The 15,059-nt window shown below is 34.9% G+C and carries 18 protein-coding genes; 2 read left to right on the top strand and 16 right to left on the bottom strand.

The window, feature by feature from the left end:
- Positions 1-44 precede the first annotated feature (44 nt).
- On the top strand, positions 45-1,292 hold the full coding sequence (locus tag ACFOUY_RS05300) for a glutamate-5-semialdehyde dehydrogenase (protein ID WP_378959434.1): 1,248 nt from the start codon (positions 45-47) through the stop codon (positions 1,290-1,292).
- 83 nt (positions 1,293-1,375) lie between these two features.
- Here ACFOUY_RS05300 and ACFOUY_RS05295 read toward each other — a convergent pair whose 3' ends face one another.
- On the bottom strand, positions 1,376-2,758 hold the full coding sequence (locus ACFOUY_RS05295) for an MBL fold metallo-hydrolase (RefSeq protein ID WP_378959433.1): 1,383 nt from the start codon (positions 2,756-2,758) through the stop codon (positions 1,376-1,378).
- 83 nt (positions 2,759-2,841) lie between these two features.
- A complete protein-coding gene (locus tag ACFOUY_RS05290) occupies positions 2,842-3,189 on the bottom strand; it encodes a hypothetical protein (protein WP_378959432.1) in 348 nt (115 codons plus the stop codon).
- Positions 3,190-3,463: 274 nt separating this feature from the next.
- On the opposite strand from ACFOUY_RS05290, the gene ACFOUY_RS05285 reads away from it, so the two are divergent.
- Positions 3,464-3,718, top strand: a complete 255-nt coding sequence (locus ACFOUY_RS05285; RefSeq protein WP_378959431.1) for a hypothetical protein — start codon at positions 3,464-3,466, stop codon at positions 3,716-3,718.
- Positions 3,719-3,765: 47 nt separating this feature from the next.
- On the opposite strand, the gene ACFOUY_RS05280 is transcribed toward ACFOUY_RS05285, so the two are convergent.
- From ACFOUY_RS05280 to ACFOUY_RS05215, 14 genes are all read right to left on the bottom strand, one after another.
- Positions 3,766-4,443 carry a type 1 glutamine amidotransferase domain-containing protein gene (locus ACFOUY_RS05280; protein ID WP_378959430.1) on the bottom strand — a complete coding sequence of 226 codons (678 nt, stop codon included), beginning with the start codon at positions 4,441-4,443 and terminating at the stop codon, positions 3,766-3,768.
- An 85-nt stretch (positions 4,444-4,528) separates the two neighbouring features.
- Entirely contained in the window at positions 4,529-5,098 is a 570-nt protein-coding gene (locus tag ACFOUY_RS05275) for a Crp/Fnr family transcriptional regulator (RefSeq protein WP_378959429.1), read from the bottom strand.
- A 114-nt stretch (positions 5,099-5,212) separates the two neighbouring features.
- Entirely contained in the window at positions 5,213-5,584 is a 372-nt protein-coding gene (locus ACFOUY_RS05270; RefSeq protein ID WP_378959428.1) for a hypothetical protein, read from the bottom strand.
- A 299-nt stretch (positions 5,585-5,883) separates the two neighbouring features.
- Positions 5,884-6,603: a hypothetical protein gene (locus ACFOUY_RS05265; RefSeq protein WP_378959427.1), complete on the bottom strand. Its 720-nt coding sequence runs from the start codon at positions 6,601-6,603 to the stop codon at positions 5,884-5,886.
- On the bottom strand, positions 6,600-7,253 hold the full coding sequence (locus ACFOUY_RS05260; RefSeq protein WP_378959426.1) for a SanA/YdcF family protein: 654 nt from the start codon (positions 7,251-7,253) through the stop codon (positions 6,600-6,602). Before ACFOUY_RS05260 ends, ACFOUY_RS05265 begins: the two co-directional genes overlap by 4 nt.
- Positions 7,254-7,372: 119 nt before the next feature.
- Positions 7,373-8,233 carry a BRO-N domain-containing protein gene (locus tag ACFOUY_RS05255; protein WP_378959425.1) on the bottom strand — a complete coding sequence of 287 codons (861 nt, stop codon included), beginning with the start codon at positions 8,231-8,233 and terminating at the stop codon, positions 7,373-7,375.
- An 89-nt stretch (positions 8,234-8,322) separates the two neighbouring features.
- On the bottom strand, positions 8,323-9,045 hold the full coding sequence (locus ACFOUY_RS05250) for a hypothetical protein (RefSeq protein ID WP_378959424.1): 723 nt from the start codon (positions 9,043-9,045) through the stop codon (positions 8,323-8,325).
- Entirely contained in the window at positions 9,000-9,539 is a 540-nt protein-coding gene (locus tag ACFOUY_RS05245; RefSeq protein WP_378959423.1) for a hypothetical protein, read from the bottom strand. Before ACFOUY_RS05245 ends, ACFOUY_RS05250 begins: the two co-directional genes overlap by 46 nt.
- 153 nt (positions 9,540-9,692) lie before the next feature.
- Entirely contained in the window at positions 9,693-11,069 is a 1,377-nt protein-coding gene (locus ACFOUY_RS05240) for a hypothetical protein (RefSeq protein WP_378959422.1), read from the bottom strand.
- A 165-nt stretch (positions 11,070-11,234) separates the two neighbouring features.
- Positions 11,235-11,804: a hypothetical protein gene (locus ACFOUY_RS05235; protein WP_378959421.1), complete on the bottom strand. Its 570-nt coding sequence runs from the start codon at positions 11,802-11,804 to the stop codon at positions 11,235-11,237.
- A 404-nt stretch (positions 11,805-12,208) separates the two neighbouring features.
- Positions 12,209-13,285, bottom strand: coding sequence for a hypothetical protein (locus tag ACFOUY_RS05230; protein WP_378959420.1), 1,077 nt, complete (start codon positions 13,283-13,285; stop codon positions 12,209-12,211).
- A gap of 2 nt (positions 13,286-13,287) precedes the next feature.
- Positions 13,288-14,274: a hypothetical protein gene (locus tag ACFOUY_RS05225; protein ID WP_378959419.1), complete on the bottom strand. Its 987-nt coding sequence runs from the start codon at positions 14,272-14,274 to the stop codon at positions 13,288-13,290.
- Positions 14,261-14,611: a hypothetical protein gene (locus tag ACFOUY_RS05220; protein WP_378959418.1), complete on the bottom strand. Its 351-nt coding sequence runs from the start codon at positions 14,609-14,611 to the stop codon at positions 14,261-14,263. Before ACFOUY_RS05220 ends, ACFOUY_RS05225 begins: the two co-directional genes overlap by 14 nt.
- 4 nt (positions 14,612-14,615) lie before the next feature.
- A complete protein-coding gene (locus ACFOUY_RS05215; protein WP_378959417.1) occupies positions 14,616-15,059 on the bottom strand; it encodes a hypothetical protein in 444 nt (147 codons plus the stop codon).

Raw genomic sequence — 15,059 nt, 5'->3', positions numbered from 1 at the left:
CTTTGCGCTATCCTTGGTGTCCTTTGCGGTAAAAAAAAACAAAAATGAACTACTTAACATACTTCGAAAACGCTAAAAAAGCTACCAGAGATTTAATCCTTCTATCAAAAGAAAAGATAAATCTGGTACTTTCTGATTTGGCTTTGGCTTTGGTCGAAAATACGACTGCAATTCTAGAGGGAAACGAAAAAGACCTGGCAAAAATGCCGATAGAAGACCCAAAATATGACAGATTAAAACTCACAGTAGAAAGAATAAAATCTATTGCTGCTGATATAGAAAGTGTAGTTGGTTTGACAAGTCCGTTGGAAGAAATTTTATCAGAAAAGACTTTAGATAACGGATTAAATCTTAAAAAAGTTCGTGTTCCACTTGGTGTAGTTGGTGTAATTTATGAGGCTCGTCCAAATGTAACGGCCGATGTTTTTTCCCTTTGTTTTAAAACAGGAAATGTTGCTGTTTTAAAAGGCGGAAGTGATGCAGAGTTTTCAAACCTAGCCATCGTTAAAGTAATTCATAAGGTTTTGCAAGAGCATGAAATTAATCCTGATGTTTTAACTTTATTGCCTGCAGATCGTGCCGCAACCGAGGCTTTGCTAAATGCCAGAGGCTTTGTAGATGTATTGATTCCTCGAGGCAGTCAATCGTTAATTAATTATGTTCGCGAGCAAAGCAAAATTCCGGTTATTGAAACCGGAGCAGGAATTGTTCATACTTACTTTGATGAAACTGGCGATTTAGAAAAAGGTAAAGCGATCATTTTTAACGCAAAAACCAGAAGAGTAAGTGTTTGTAATTCTCTGGATTGTGTGTTGGTTCATCAGGATAGATTAGGAGATTTAGCCGAACTTTTATCGCCTTTGGCATCGGGTGAAGTAGAGCTTTTTGCCGATGAAAAAAGCTATGAAATTTTAAAATCTTCTTATCCATCTGTATTGTTAAATTCGGCAAATCCACAACATTTCGGAACGGAGTTTTTATCTTTAAAACTTGCTGTAAAAGTTGTTGAAAACTTTGCTTCAGCTTTAAATCATATTGCAGAATATAGTTCGAAACATAGTGAGGCTATTATTTCTGAAGATGAAGATAACATTACTAAATTTCTAAATCAGGTAGATGCCGCTGCGGTTTATGCAAATGCTTCAACTGGTTTTACGGATGGCGCACAGTTTGGTTTAGGTGCTGAAATTGGGATCAGTACACAGAAACTTCATGCCCGTGGTCCAATGGGTTTAGAAGAATTAACAAGTTATAAATGGGTGGTGAGAGGCGATGGGCAAGTGAGAAAATAAAGCCCCACCTAAATCCTCCCGTGAGGGAGGCCTTTAAAAACAAGTTTTATAAACTTTGCTAAACCCCCTCCGGGGGTTGGGGTTTAAATCTCAAAAACTTCTCCTCGTTCCGGTATAGCTACATTAAAACCATCTTCTTGCAAAGCGGCAGCTAAAGCTTTTAAACTAACATCTTCGCCATGAACCAAAAACACCTTTTTCGGTTGGCCGGTTTGTTTAACCGTCCGTACCAAATCATTGTGGTCTCCGTGGCCACTAAGTAAATCTGTTTTGCGAATGGTGGCATAAACCATCATTTCGCGGTCTTTAATGCGCACAATTGGCGCACCGCTAAGCAATTTATAACCAAGCGTTCCTTTGGCGCAATAACCAATAAAAAGAATGGTGCAATAATAATTTTGAATGTTATAATACAAATGGTCTTGAATACGGCCACCCTCTAACATACCCGCCGAAGAAATGATGATGCAAGGGTCGAAATAGTTAGAAACATCCTTACTTTCTTTCATGGTTTGCACATAGGCCAAATGCTCAAATTCAAACTCATCGCCCATGGTTTTGTAAAAATCCTTAGCCTCCTGATTAACCAGATTATGGTGTTTTCGGTAAACATCAGTGGCATGTATCGCCATGGGGCTATCAACAAAAATCTGGATTGGCGGCAATAATTTTTTAGTGAAAATTTGGTTCAAAGCAAAAACTAGCGATTGCGTTCTGCCGATGCTAAAAGCAGGAATAATTAATCGGCCAGGGGTTTTAATACAAGCTTCTTCAATCTCCTTTACCAATCTTTCCTCCAGCGTTTGGTCTTTGGTATGGTAGCGACCGCCATAAGTAGATTCGCAAACCAAATAATCAACCTCAGGTATCGGTTCTGGTTTTACCAAAACGGGATAATTTTCTCTGCCAATATCACCTGAAAAGGCAATTTTCTTCTCCTCGCCATTATCGTTAATGGTTAAAACTGCCGCTGCGGCACCCAATAAATGCCCCACCGGAATAAAAGTTAAACTAATATCGCCATTAATCCGGAAAGGTTTGTCAAAAGCAATCGTAACGAAACGGTCGATGGTATCCATTACATGTTTGTGCAGATACAAAGGTTTTGGCCCACTGAAATTGCCGCGTTTGGTACGTGGTTTTCTACTCTGTTTGCGTAAAAAAAGCTCTACCGAATCAAATAATAATATCGAAGTTAAGTCGGCAGTTGGAGGCGTACAGAGCACTTGTCCGTCAAAACCAAAGCGAACCAACGTAGGCAAATTGCCAGAATGGTCGATATGTGCATGGGTTAAAATCACTAAATTTATACTCGCCGGGTCGAAAGGAAATTGCTGGTTTTCTTCCTGAAAGGTTTCCTTTTCATAATCCAATCCGCAATCTATCAATATCTTATAATGCCCAACTTCGAGCAGGTGCATACTTCCTGTTACCTGTTGCGCCGCACCCCAAAACGTTAACTTCATCTTCTAATCTTTCGGTAAATAGTTTGGTGTAAAGTAATACAAATGATGGGATTTTTAAGCAGTAATACGTAATTTTTTAGTTATTAGTCATTTTCATTTCTTCGTTTTGCACCGTTAATTAATTGGCTTCTGGTCTCTTCACTGTATTCCGTCAAATCTTTTTCATTTATTATTTCATCGGCCAGTAATCCAATTAGTGTTCCATAAAACCACGAATTTTTCAATCCATCATAACGCCGGGCAATATGCTTATCGAAATCTTTAACAGCGGTAAATAATTCATAATAACTATCACGGTGGTCGGTTTGTGGTTCACTTTTCCATTTTTGAAGAATTTGATTAAATACCTCCATTTCCTTTGCCAATTCTCTTTGTAAAGCGACAGCAAAAATATTTCTGGCAATCCTATTTTCAGCTTTTGTTAATTCCATAGTTAAAGTTATTTTCTTTTTTTTGGAAAGCAAAATCTGTATCCTTTTTGTTTGGACTGGTCCCGCCCCCATTGCAAGTCCGTACCTCGGCTTAGGGGCTTTTCATCGGTCGGGTTAGGTGGCCGAGATAATATCACTATTTTAGCTAATAAATCAGATTGTAGTGATCGGGGTTAAAAACCGCTATTTAATGCTGCCAATCATTTCCAAAAAACTATAAAAGTTAATTTGTGCTTTCTGGCAAAGCCTTATCTTTACAGAAAAAACAACAACGATGCAAGAACCATTCGATATAGAAGTTGGCCCGGTAAATTATTCGGTTTTTCCAGAAGGAAACGACTCATACACCATTTTTAAAGATGGAAAAGAATACATTCAGATTCAAAAAGATACCTCGTCTATTTGGCTGAAAATGGATTATAAGACTGAACTTCCAATTTTTGAGGAAGATGAAGAAGTGAATGCAATTGGACAGGCAATTGAAAAATATGTGCCTGAAGAAGAGGACGAAGAAGAAGAGGAATTGTAGAAAAAAATCAATGTTGGTTGCTTTTTAGCAACCAACATTGATTTAAATTAAATCAGTTTTAATAGTTCTTCGGCTACTTTTTCCGATGACGCTGGGTTTTGGCCCGTAATCAGTAAACCATCTACAACAGCATAGGGATTCCAATCTTCTATCTTGGTATAAAACCCACCATTTTTAACCAACATATCTTCTACCAGGAAAGGTACCACATTGGTTAATTGTACAGCCTCTTCTTCTGTATTGGTAAAGCCGGTTACGTTTTTGCCTTTTACTAAATACTCGCCATTTACTTTTACATCTTTTAACACGCCTGGTGCATGGCATACAAAAGCAACAGGTTTATTTGCTGTGTAAAAATCGACAATTAATTTTTGAGAAGTTGTGCTTTCTGCTAAATCCCAAAGTGGCCCGTGACCCCCAGGGTAAAATACGGCATCGTAATCTTCCATATTTACATCTTCCAGTGGCATTGTATTCTTCAATTTATCTAAAAGAACAGTATCTTTATCCATTCTTCTGGTGGTTTCGGTTTGGAAAGTAGGGTCTTCACTTTTAGGGTCGATAGGTGGCTGACCGCCTTTAACTGACGCCAACACAACTTCAATATTTTTATCTGTTAAAGCATAATATGGTGCAGCTAATTCTTCTGACCAAAAACCTGTTTTTAAACCTGTGTTTCCTAATTCGTCGTGACTCGTAAGCACGAATAATACTTTCTTATTCATATTTTTTATCCTAAGTGTACAACAAAATTATAGCTATTATGTTCGACAGCATAGGATCTAAATCACAGAATTTTTGTGCGCTGAATCACACTTTTACAGAAAGCCTGCTTAGTGTTTCTCTCGAAATGCCTAAGTAAGCTGCAATGATGGTTTTAGAAACTCGTTGTCCGAGTTGTGGGTATTGATTTGAAAATTGTTCAAAACGTTCTTTAGGACTGGTGGAAAGCAATGATAAAATGCGTTGCTGCAAGGCAATATATCCATAACTGTTTTTTACTCTAAAAAAGTGCTCCATTTTATGGTTTTCGCTGCAAATTTTGTTTAAGTTCTCTCTGGAGATAGAAAGGAGTTCTACGTTTTCTAAGCAGCTGATATTTGTAATCGATTTAGCATTTTGGTAGAAAGCTTTGAAATCAGAAATCCACCAGTTTTCCATGGCAAATTGGATGATGTATTCTTTCCCATTTACATCTGTAAAAGTGGCTTTTAAAAGCCCTTTGATTACGAAATACATGTATTTAACATGTTCATCTTCCTGAATTAAATATTGATGCTTTTTGAGGTGTTTGATTTTGAAATGTTCGTTAATATGTTCAAACTCATCATCGGTAAGGGAAACGATTTCTTCAATGTGTTTTCTTAATTCAGCACTCATTCGATAAAGCTAAATAAATTCGGAATGAGTTTTTTGGTTTTTCGCGGTAAATTAAAATTATAAAACAGAAAAGTCCCGATTTGGTCGGGACTTTTTCTGTTGCTTTAAAAAATATTACCTTGTACAGTTGGCCGTCCAATTACCATTCGTATTTGAAACACCAATTTTTAAGGTACTGGCATCTATCGTTATACCGATAACGCCTGTACCAACACTGATGTAAGTATTACCACTTTCTTGAAATTTTACACCCGTGATATCGGGAATATTGTTTCCAAAAAAGAAACTGTAAGTATCATTAACCTTTGTAACTGTTACTTTTCCATCTGTACTGTTGATTTGAGTTGTTCCTTTGCTGTAAGTTACTGTTCCGTTATAAGTGCCTACGAAGAAATCTCTATCTGCCGGGTCGGTATCTTTTTTGCATGAAACCATTACTGTTAATGCTATTAAAAGCATGCTGAAGATTTGAACTGTCTTTTTCATCTTGTTGTTTTTCAATTTTAAAATCTGCTGCGGTAGACAACAGATCTGGTTAGTAAATGTAACAGCCACATTACAACGACTGTGCCAGAAGACCAAATTAACTATGAAAAAGAAACCTTATGTACTACGGATAAATACGTGATTTTTTATATAAATATGCTGTAAATCAGTTAATTAATAATTAATTTGATTTTTTCCTAATCAGTTTCTTAAAAGAGTGAACCCAAGAAAAATTTAGCGGCTTTAAAAAATTAAAACTGTTTAGTTTCGAAGAATATTTATAATGATTTTCCTTGGCTTTATAGTGCAGAAACTTTTTCCGCAAGTTCTTCGGTCATTTCATCGAGTGTAAATAACCTATCCCAGGCAAGCTTTTTCCAAACTGTTTTGGGTTTATTGGTTTTATCGTCAAACATATTTCCGCCAGAGGTTTCGCTTTTTTTACGGGTAGAAAAGTTAAGGCTTATAATATCTTCTTCTCCAGAAGAACGGCTAAAACTTTTCGTATCGCAACCTATAAGTTCGAATTTTTGGTTTTGAAACCTAAAGGTATAATCCATATTAGTAACTCCGTAAGAACCACAACTTAGCCAATATTGATAGCTTAAAATTAATGCACCATTTTTTATATTTATGGCACCAGTTTCTTGCAATGGGTCGGCAAGACAAGTAGAAACTGTATCATTTTCTGTCGGAATAAATTTTGTGTTTTTAGCTTTAAGCTGATAGCCTTTTGCCATTTTAAAAAGCACCAAAATCATCCGTGGGTTAACATTTAATTGCGCTCCACCCATGCCATCATTTTTAATAATATTTTTAGGATTAGTGTTTTGGATAATTATCACTTCATCAGCCATATTATCTTTATTTAAGTCGCCTTTGGCACTATAAATTTGTTTCCATCCTTTCGGGATAAATAAATTTGCAGTGGCTCCGGTTTGTTGAATAGCTGGATTGTCACTTTGTGCAAATAAATTAAGTGATGTTAAAGAAAATAGCAGAACTAAAATTTGTTTCATTTTTTTGTATAGTTAGATTGGCCACTAATATCAACAGATTCGCCTAAAAAATGTGGTTTTCTCTTTCTGAGCACATCGAAAACAGACTTTGTAATGGCCAAATATTCGCGGAAGCCAACATATTTGTAACCTTGGTAACTTCCATTATTGGCTACATACCCAAAAGATTTTATGCCTAAATTATTGCCAATGTAAACCGCTCTGTTTAAATGATATTTTTGCGAAACCAAAATCGCCGTATCAACCTTAAAAATTTCTTTTGCTCGGTACATGGTCGAGTAACTATCGAAACCAGCATAATCTAAATAGATTTTGCTGGTATCTACCCCGTTTTGATAGCAATATACTTTCATAACGGTGAGTTCATCGTGTTCATCATCTCCGTTATCTCCGGATAAAAGCAGTTTTTGCACTTTATTGGCTTTGTATAATTTAATGCCAGCATCTAATCTATCTTTTAAATATTTACTTGGTTTATCGCCGTTTATGCCTGCACCAAAAATGATGGCAATATTGGTTTTGGGTACATCTTCAACATTGTTGTAAATAGATTTTTCGGTTAACGATTTTACCCGCAGGTTGGTAGAAAAAATTACCGCCAAGCCAAATAACCCAAAAATTAGTATGCCTTTTATAATTTTCGATTTCATTGATTTTAATTTAGGCTTAAATTAAATAATGTTTTAATACGAAAACAAACAACTTATTAATTATTCGTTTTCGAGGTTGAACTTAAATTCTTTTTAGAAGCCTATTATAGTCGCAATAGTTATTTTTTATTTGTGGTTTTCGCTATCTTATTTTCCTTTTCAGACGCTTGTAAAAATGTTTTTGCATTAAGGGGTGTTATTACCTTTTTGCCTGTTTTTTGTTCCAATGCTTTTCTGGCATCACCTGCTATAGTTCCGCCTTGTTGGGCAACTTTTGCATTTTCTTCAAAGGTTTCGGGATTTGTAGCTTGTGAAATATCTTTAGAAGAGGCTTCGGCTAGCATATTTAAAATCAGTTCGGTGTTGGTCATGTTATCACGAAGATTTTCTTTTTTAAGTCCCTTTAAAATTTTGTATTCTTTTGTGGTTTTGCCAGCCCAAGCTTTAGTAATAATATCTGTTAAAGTAGCAAACTGAACGCCTTCTTTTAATCCTCTTTTTTTCCATTCGTCGGTTAACTCTTTTCTTATTTCGATGCTTTTTAGGCGTTGATTAATCCAGTTTTCAGAATAGCCCAAACTTAAGTATTGCTCCAAAGCCCTGTCAATAGTAAGTTCTGGGTCTTGCATTTCGTCTAAGCGCTCAGTTGCTACTTGTGCCAACCAAATTTTAAAAGGCTCTGCTTTTGGTGATGGAATAGACTGAATTAAGCGAAACAGTTGTTCGGTATCTGCAACATCGGTTTTGTAAAACTTGCCATCAGCAGATTGTAATTTCAGTTGTCCGATTTTTTCGGACAACTGACTTCCTTCCTTTTTGAGCTTGGCTTTAAGGTCGCTCCAGTATTTTCTTGGGCGGTCGGTATCGGTTAATGCTTCAATTACATCAATTAAAGAAAAATACCATTTTTCCTGTTCCTCGTCCCAATGGGTACGAACCTGTTTTTGCTCAAATAATTGAATAGCGTTTTCTTTATTCATAATTCTATGTTTTTCCGGTATGGCTAATTTACAAAATTGTAGAACCTTAAATTTTTAATATTTCAACAATTGTTTACACCATTTTTAATTTATTCGGGCAAGCCTTGAGTTAATATCTCATAAGCATCAATCATTGCTTTTTTAACGCATTTCATTTCTAGCATTTTACTTTCTGCATTGTCTTGCCATTGGTATTTGGCTATGCCATTTTCATCCAAATATTCTAGCAAGAGCAAACAATCTTCAGTTTGCTTATTTAACAAAGTGCGCATCCTTATGGAGTATCCGCGACCAATTTCGAGCATCAATTGCTGATAATCTACACCTTCGTAGGTAAATAAATAGAAAATACATTTATCATTTTCGATGTTTGAGATGACGTTGTTCGTTTTCACTTCATTAAGCGAAGCCAATTTGGCAAACATCTCTTTTAAGCGTTGAGGAAAATCAGCATATTCAAACTTCGCCTTCTTATTATGGTCTATGAGCGATAAACCATCCTGTACAACGCTAATGGCGCTATCAGTTAAACCTTCTACACCGTACTCGTTAATTTCTACGTAATCATCCAAAACTATATCAGACAATCGGTTGGTTGATGGAAAATAATTTTTTACATAAATGGTGCTTCCATCGGTATCTTTTAAAATGGAATTTAGCATTATCGATTGCCCTTGATTACTGATTACCGCTTCTATGCCTCCAAATTTTTCGATATGAAAATCCATATCATCAGCATAAACCAGCCAAGCCGTGGTGGCACCTTTTATAAAGAGTTCGCCATGGTTGTAAACGCCCAAAGTGTATCGCATTGCAAGCCATCGCCAATATAATGTACGTTGCCAAATAAATGGATATTTACCGTTTCTACATTGCCCAAAACAATTAAAGCAGGCGAATTATCGGTATCGCAAGCTAAAATATACTTGTCGGTTTTTAGGTTTTTGAGGAAGATAAAGCCGAGAATGAAAACATCAGAATTTTCTTCGGTGCTATAATCCAAATCGAGTTTTTCGAGTGTTACATCTTCTTCCGTCAGTAAGAAAAAACAATTTTCTTGGTAGCTAGGAAAACGCCAAGTATCTTCAAAAACGTTGTAAATTTGCTCGCCTTTAAAATCGGTTAAATTACCAATTAAGGCATCGGCCTCTGCCAAATTAATTACTTTAAAAGTGATGCCTTCAAATACCATTTCGGTAAATGGCAATGGCTTTGGATTAGACTTTTTATCGGCAATTTCTTGTTGATTTTTGAGGGTTTCTTCTTTTTCTTCTAAATATGACTTATTGTGATAAGCAACTCCCAATTCGATTTTTGGATACCATTTTAGGGCTTCTTGATAGTGCTTCCAATCGTATAAAAATACCTGTTCTAAGCTACTGTGACTTCTGTATCTATCGGTTGTTAACTCTTCTTGACTAGAATTATAATAAAGTATTGGGAAAGTAGCTTTATAAATTTAATTAGGCCTGAAATAGTATTTTCTTGCATCAAATTCATCGCCTTTTATTTCTTTGCCAATATCTACACTTCCGGGCAAATCTCTGGCGCCATTTATTCTTACACTTATGATATAATCGCCATACCAAAAACCATTTTTATCGCTATCCCAATAATCGTTGTATTTTTCTTGCACTACTGGCGTGGCTAAATAACCTAATAAATCTTCGCATTTTACGGTAGTTAAAAACTGCAGGTAAAAATAATGGCCTCGCTCTGCGTGAAGCAAAACAGCTGTCCAAAATTGTTGCAGGGCTATTAAAATTTCTTTTGGCGTATCGTTTTCTAAAGCACTAAAAAATTCTTGTTCTGGTAAGGCTTTGCAAACGGCACTTAAAGTTTCGGTAGCACGTTTTAAAAATCCACCACTTACTTTTCTACATTCGATATAAAATTTCAGACCACTAATGTGTGTAGCCAAAATATAATCTACTTCATCGGTTTTGGTTTGGCAACTTAACGTTATCGAATAGCCATTCCATTCAAAAACTTGTATGGCATCCTCTTTATGTAATCGGGCAATTTCGAAGAGCTTTTTAAAATTGGGTATTTGCTGTTGAAACTCTGCATAGTTAGTAAAAGTTTCATTGCTAAATTGCTTAGCGATGGCATTGAGCAATTGTTGCTGTTTTTCTGCTTCGCTAACAATTGTAATTTCTGTTTGCAGGATGTTTTTGTTCGCTACTAAATGCTCAATAAAAGCCTGTCGGTTTAGCCATTGTGCAAAACTAAAAACATCTGCTCTGTCAATTTCGTCTATTTCCTCGATAAGTTCAGGTACAAATATGGCTTTGGGTAAAGTTGGCTCGTAATTGTCTTCTTCGTTATCTTCCTTTATAAAATATTCGGCTACAATTTCTTTTTCATATTGATAATGATACTCTTCGGTTGCGATAAAAACTTTGGTTTTGAGTTCGCCATGCACTATCAATTCGCCGTGATTGTAATGCCCCCAAAAACATTCGTTTACGGTTAAGTTTTGGGCGATGTAAATTTCTTGTCCGCCAACTACAAAATTATTTACCGTGGCGTTGCCTAAAACCATAAGGCCTGTACTGCCATCGGTTCCGTAATTGTAAACGTTGTTTGCGGTAAAGTTTCCTTGCACTAAAATAAGCATCAAAACATTTTGCTTTAAGTACGTTTCATAATCAGCAAAACGATTTTTAAAAGGAATTAAAGGTGCTCCAAGGTCGAAGTTTTTGGTTTCAAAATCGCCTTCAATGTGCAACACATATTCCTCGTCCATTTCGTTATTGTTGACATTGTTTCGCATCACAATCCAACAATCTTGTGGTAAAAGGTGCTTAATTTCTTTTATTTTTTTGATGTTCATAGGTATCCCCAGTTAAAATAAATTGATTTTATAATTGCCAAAGATGTTTTATTTATAAAAAGTTATTGTAAACTTTTTAATTAATCCTAGGGATGGATTTAATAAGCGAATTGCGTTTTAAACGTACAAAATAATTTTTTTAGAATGGGATTTTAACTTTTAACACTACTTTTTATTTTTCTCGTACAAGGCTATACATTTAGTTTGGTAATCGAAATTAATGGCATCGCTATAAGTTTCCAAATATGTTTTTGGGTAAACAATTTCGGCATTAATTACAGGCATTTTTACAACTTTACCCTTAACGCCTTTTTTAAAAACACCAACATATTTATGTGTTAGCAAATTTAAGGTAGAAGTACCTGTTTTTTCTCCAGGGAAATCGCCCCGTAAAATATCGTCAGTTCGTCGCATTTGTACCAACTGCATTTTTTTAGCGGTTTTACTATACTCGAAAACACTCACAAAAGCCGAGCGGTCGTAATCGTTCCAAAACTCAAAACCTCTTTTGGTTGCCACTAAGGTATTGCCAAAATTTAGGTATCTAATTTCTTTACTTTCTATGCGTTTGTATTTTTGGGTCGATAACCAAAGTACTAAAATATCTTTATCGCTATCAATAAATATGCTGTCTTTTTTCAAATCGCCATCAAAATCTTTTACAATTTTACGAGTGGTTTGGGCAAAAGAAGTCGTTGTTATCATGAATAAGAAAAACGCGATGTAATATTTCATATTTTAAATTTTATTTGGGCGTTCCCCAAGGGTCGGGCTATGCGCTACAATCTTTTACCCCTAAATCCCCTGAAGGGGACTTGGATAAAAGGATTTTCGCTTCTATCCCTAACGCAAACCACATGATGCACCCCCGATTAAAAAAACTAATTACTTAAGCAATTTTACAATCTCTTCAGAATTATTTTCCCTTGCTATTTGTATCGGTTTTTTTGTCTACGGATTTGTTAATCAAATCTTTAACCATTTTTACCTCGTTTTTTTTAATGGATAATTTTTTTCATGTCAAATCAATATTATTTAAACTTTCATGTTCAGCTTATCGAAATATAGAATAGATGATTAATATATCCTTCGATAAGCTACCGATATAAAATCGGCACACCTCTGGATGACAAATGTCTCTAATTTTCTTTCCGTTGTTTAACCACAACCTTTTTTACTTGCAGAAATTTACTCCCATTCCATTTGTAGTAACGGATGACTTTATGGGTAATTTCCATTATAATTTCTTTGTTCTTATCTTCAATAAAATTACCATCGACATCAGTTTTTCCTTCAGCATCTTCTTCAATAACTACTACAAGCTGCTCAATCGGTATGCCGCAATCTTTAGGGTATGGAATTGTTTTTAAAGTTCCAGTATAACTGTCTAACATATTTTCGCTATCGCCATTCTCTACCAATACAACCTTTCCTTTGGCAAATTTTAATGGCAAGTAAACTTTTGTAGTTTCGTAAAACCCTCCTTCGCCAGTAGAGCTAGCGCTGATAATTTCGCTCATTTTTCCACTCGCATGAGCAACAAAAACATTTCCTTCGCTTTCTGGGCAGCTCTCGCCATGGTGCCAATATAAACGCAATAAATTTGGCATATTATTAAACGCATTATTGTTAATACTTGTTAAGTAAAAATGATTATAGAAATTAATAGCACTCATATTCAAATCGTAAGTATTTACACTTTTTACCTTTTCGTAATTTAAATCGGTAAAGCGATTTACAGCATTTAGTCTAAACCTTGGCATTTTTAAATCAGCATCTAACAATGGACTTTCTGTTAAAACAAAAGACAGGTTTTCTGTTTCTGAACGACTAACTACCGTACCATGACTGATATTTTGCTCGAGAATGTAACCTACTTTATTTTTGTAAACCCCTGGCGTATCTCGCATTTTGTAACTTATTTTCACCCAGTTGTCCTTAGTTTTAGGATTTGTACCTTCTTTTAAATAGGTAACATCAGTAAAATGTTCAAGCTTATCAACTTGCTTTGCCTGCAAATCTGGTAGCGCAAACACCAATATGTTTTTATCTGCTGTAGTTCTCGCAGGTGTTTTACCTTTATCGAAAAAATCATCAATTCTATCGTAATTATTAGGGCAATAAGCCTGCATGAAAGAAGTATCAACTGTTATTTGCTGAGCTTTAGCTTGCTGGCTTAGCGCTACAAAGGCTATAAAAATTATAAGATTTTTCATGGCTAATTATTACAATTTTCTGTAAACAAAGGTTTGCTATCTATTGCAAAAGGAATGATTGCTTTATTTTTTAGCGGAAGAATATTAAATTGATAGATAATATTCTTTTTGTTATAGGCATCGTCTGTATCAGGTTTATATTCTTCGCCTTCGGTATAATTAAATAGGTTTACGTAAGCATTTTTCTTGTCATCAAATTTCCAATTCAATTTATCGCTTACGTTTTCTTTGCTACTGCTGTAAAAGGGATTGTAAAAAACCTTATCGGTTGAGCGTGGTGCATTTACAATTTGTGTAATAAACTCAAAATTTTCGCCTTTAGTTGGAAGTGGATATTTTACACTTCCTTTATCTTCATCGTATTTAAAAAATAATTTTCCGTCTTTTATCTTGGCATAAAAAGGCCTTTTTGCCCTGTCATCTGGGTTATAAAAAGCAACAAAATCATTGAATTTTTCTTTATTATCGAAAGTGTAAATATTGCGTTTAGCATTGGGATTGCTTTGTTTATCATTAAAATCACTACTCTGGTCTGAAAAAGAAATTTGCTCAAAAAAACCATCAAATTTAGTTACAGAAGGGTATTTTACACAATTTGGACTAGGATTGAAAACTCTTTTTAGGATTGGTTTTTCATTTTGTTTTTGCCCTAAACCTATAAAAGTAGAATTTTCCTCAAAGCGTTGAAAATAAACGCGGGTTTCGTTTTTTAAATCGTTGTTATGTCTGCCATAAATGTAAAAATGTTGAGCATCTACATCGGGTGTAAAGGTAACCACATCGCCATTAACAGACCAATTGCCGACCAAAACACCACCAAAAAAAGCAACTACAAATTTTTTATTTTCCATCACAAAATAAGTGGTGCCACCTTCTGGATTGCCACTACTGCGTTTGTAAACACCTGTAATATTTTCTTTTTGTGCCATGAGATTGATGCTTAATAACATTAAAATTAATAATGAAACATACCTTTTAAAGTTCTTCATGTTTGCTTTTTTTAATTAACTGATACCCTTTTAACCCAATGAGCGAAATGGTAATTAATATAAAAACATCTGCCAAATAGGGCAATATGCAATTATCGCTGAAATGTTTTTTGTTAACAAAATCATCGTAAAGGGCTTCCTCTGTAACCAATTCTGATGGGTAATTAGCAGGCATATCCTGCATCCCCAATGGGGATTTAAAATACACTTGAAAACTTGGCTTATACTTAAAAAATGTGCTGTGTCCGCCAAATTCGTCATCGGCTTTTATACCTACAAAAAGCCAAGTAATTAGAATGGATAATAGAATTACGATATTTAAGTTTATGATTTTCATAAACTTAAATATTTTGGGTTAGCTCTTCCTTTTTAACAAGCAATGTAAAAAGCGTAGCTAAAACGAAAAATATACTACCTAAAATCATTACAGCACTTTTCATAAACTCGAAAAAATAACCAACATATTCTTTAAAACTATACGCTTGAAATGCGGATATAATCGGTTCATCAACTATGTTTCCAATTACCCAAATTAATAAGCTAAAAAATAAAAATGGAACTAAAAATCTAAATACAAAATGAGGGGCAATTATTTTTGCACTTTCTAAAACAAGCAAAAGATAGCACCAAACCACAACGCCAATAAACACACCTGGTGTGACAAAAAATAAAAATAAACCACCATAATTATTAAATTCTGGCAAAGTAAAAATTACAAAGAGGTAAATTATTGTAAAGATTAGTGCTATAAGTAAAGCTCTGCCAATGGGCAATTTTTGTTTCAT

The sequence above is a fragment of the Pedobacter jamesrossensis genome, from assembly GCF_042650905.1.
Taxonomy (GTDB): domain Bacteria; phylum Bacteroidota; class Bacteroidia; order Sphingobacteriales; family Sphingobacteriaceae; genus Pedobacter; species Pedobacter jamesrossensis.
This window is presented reverse-complemented; position numbering and strand designations above follow the sequence as displayed.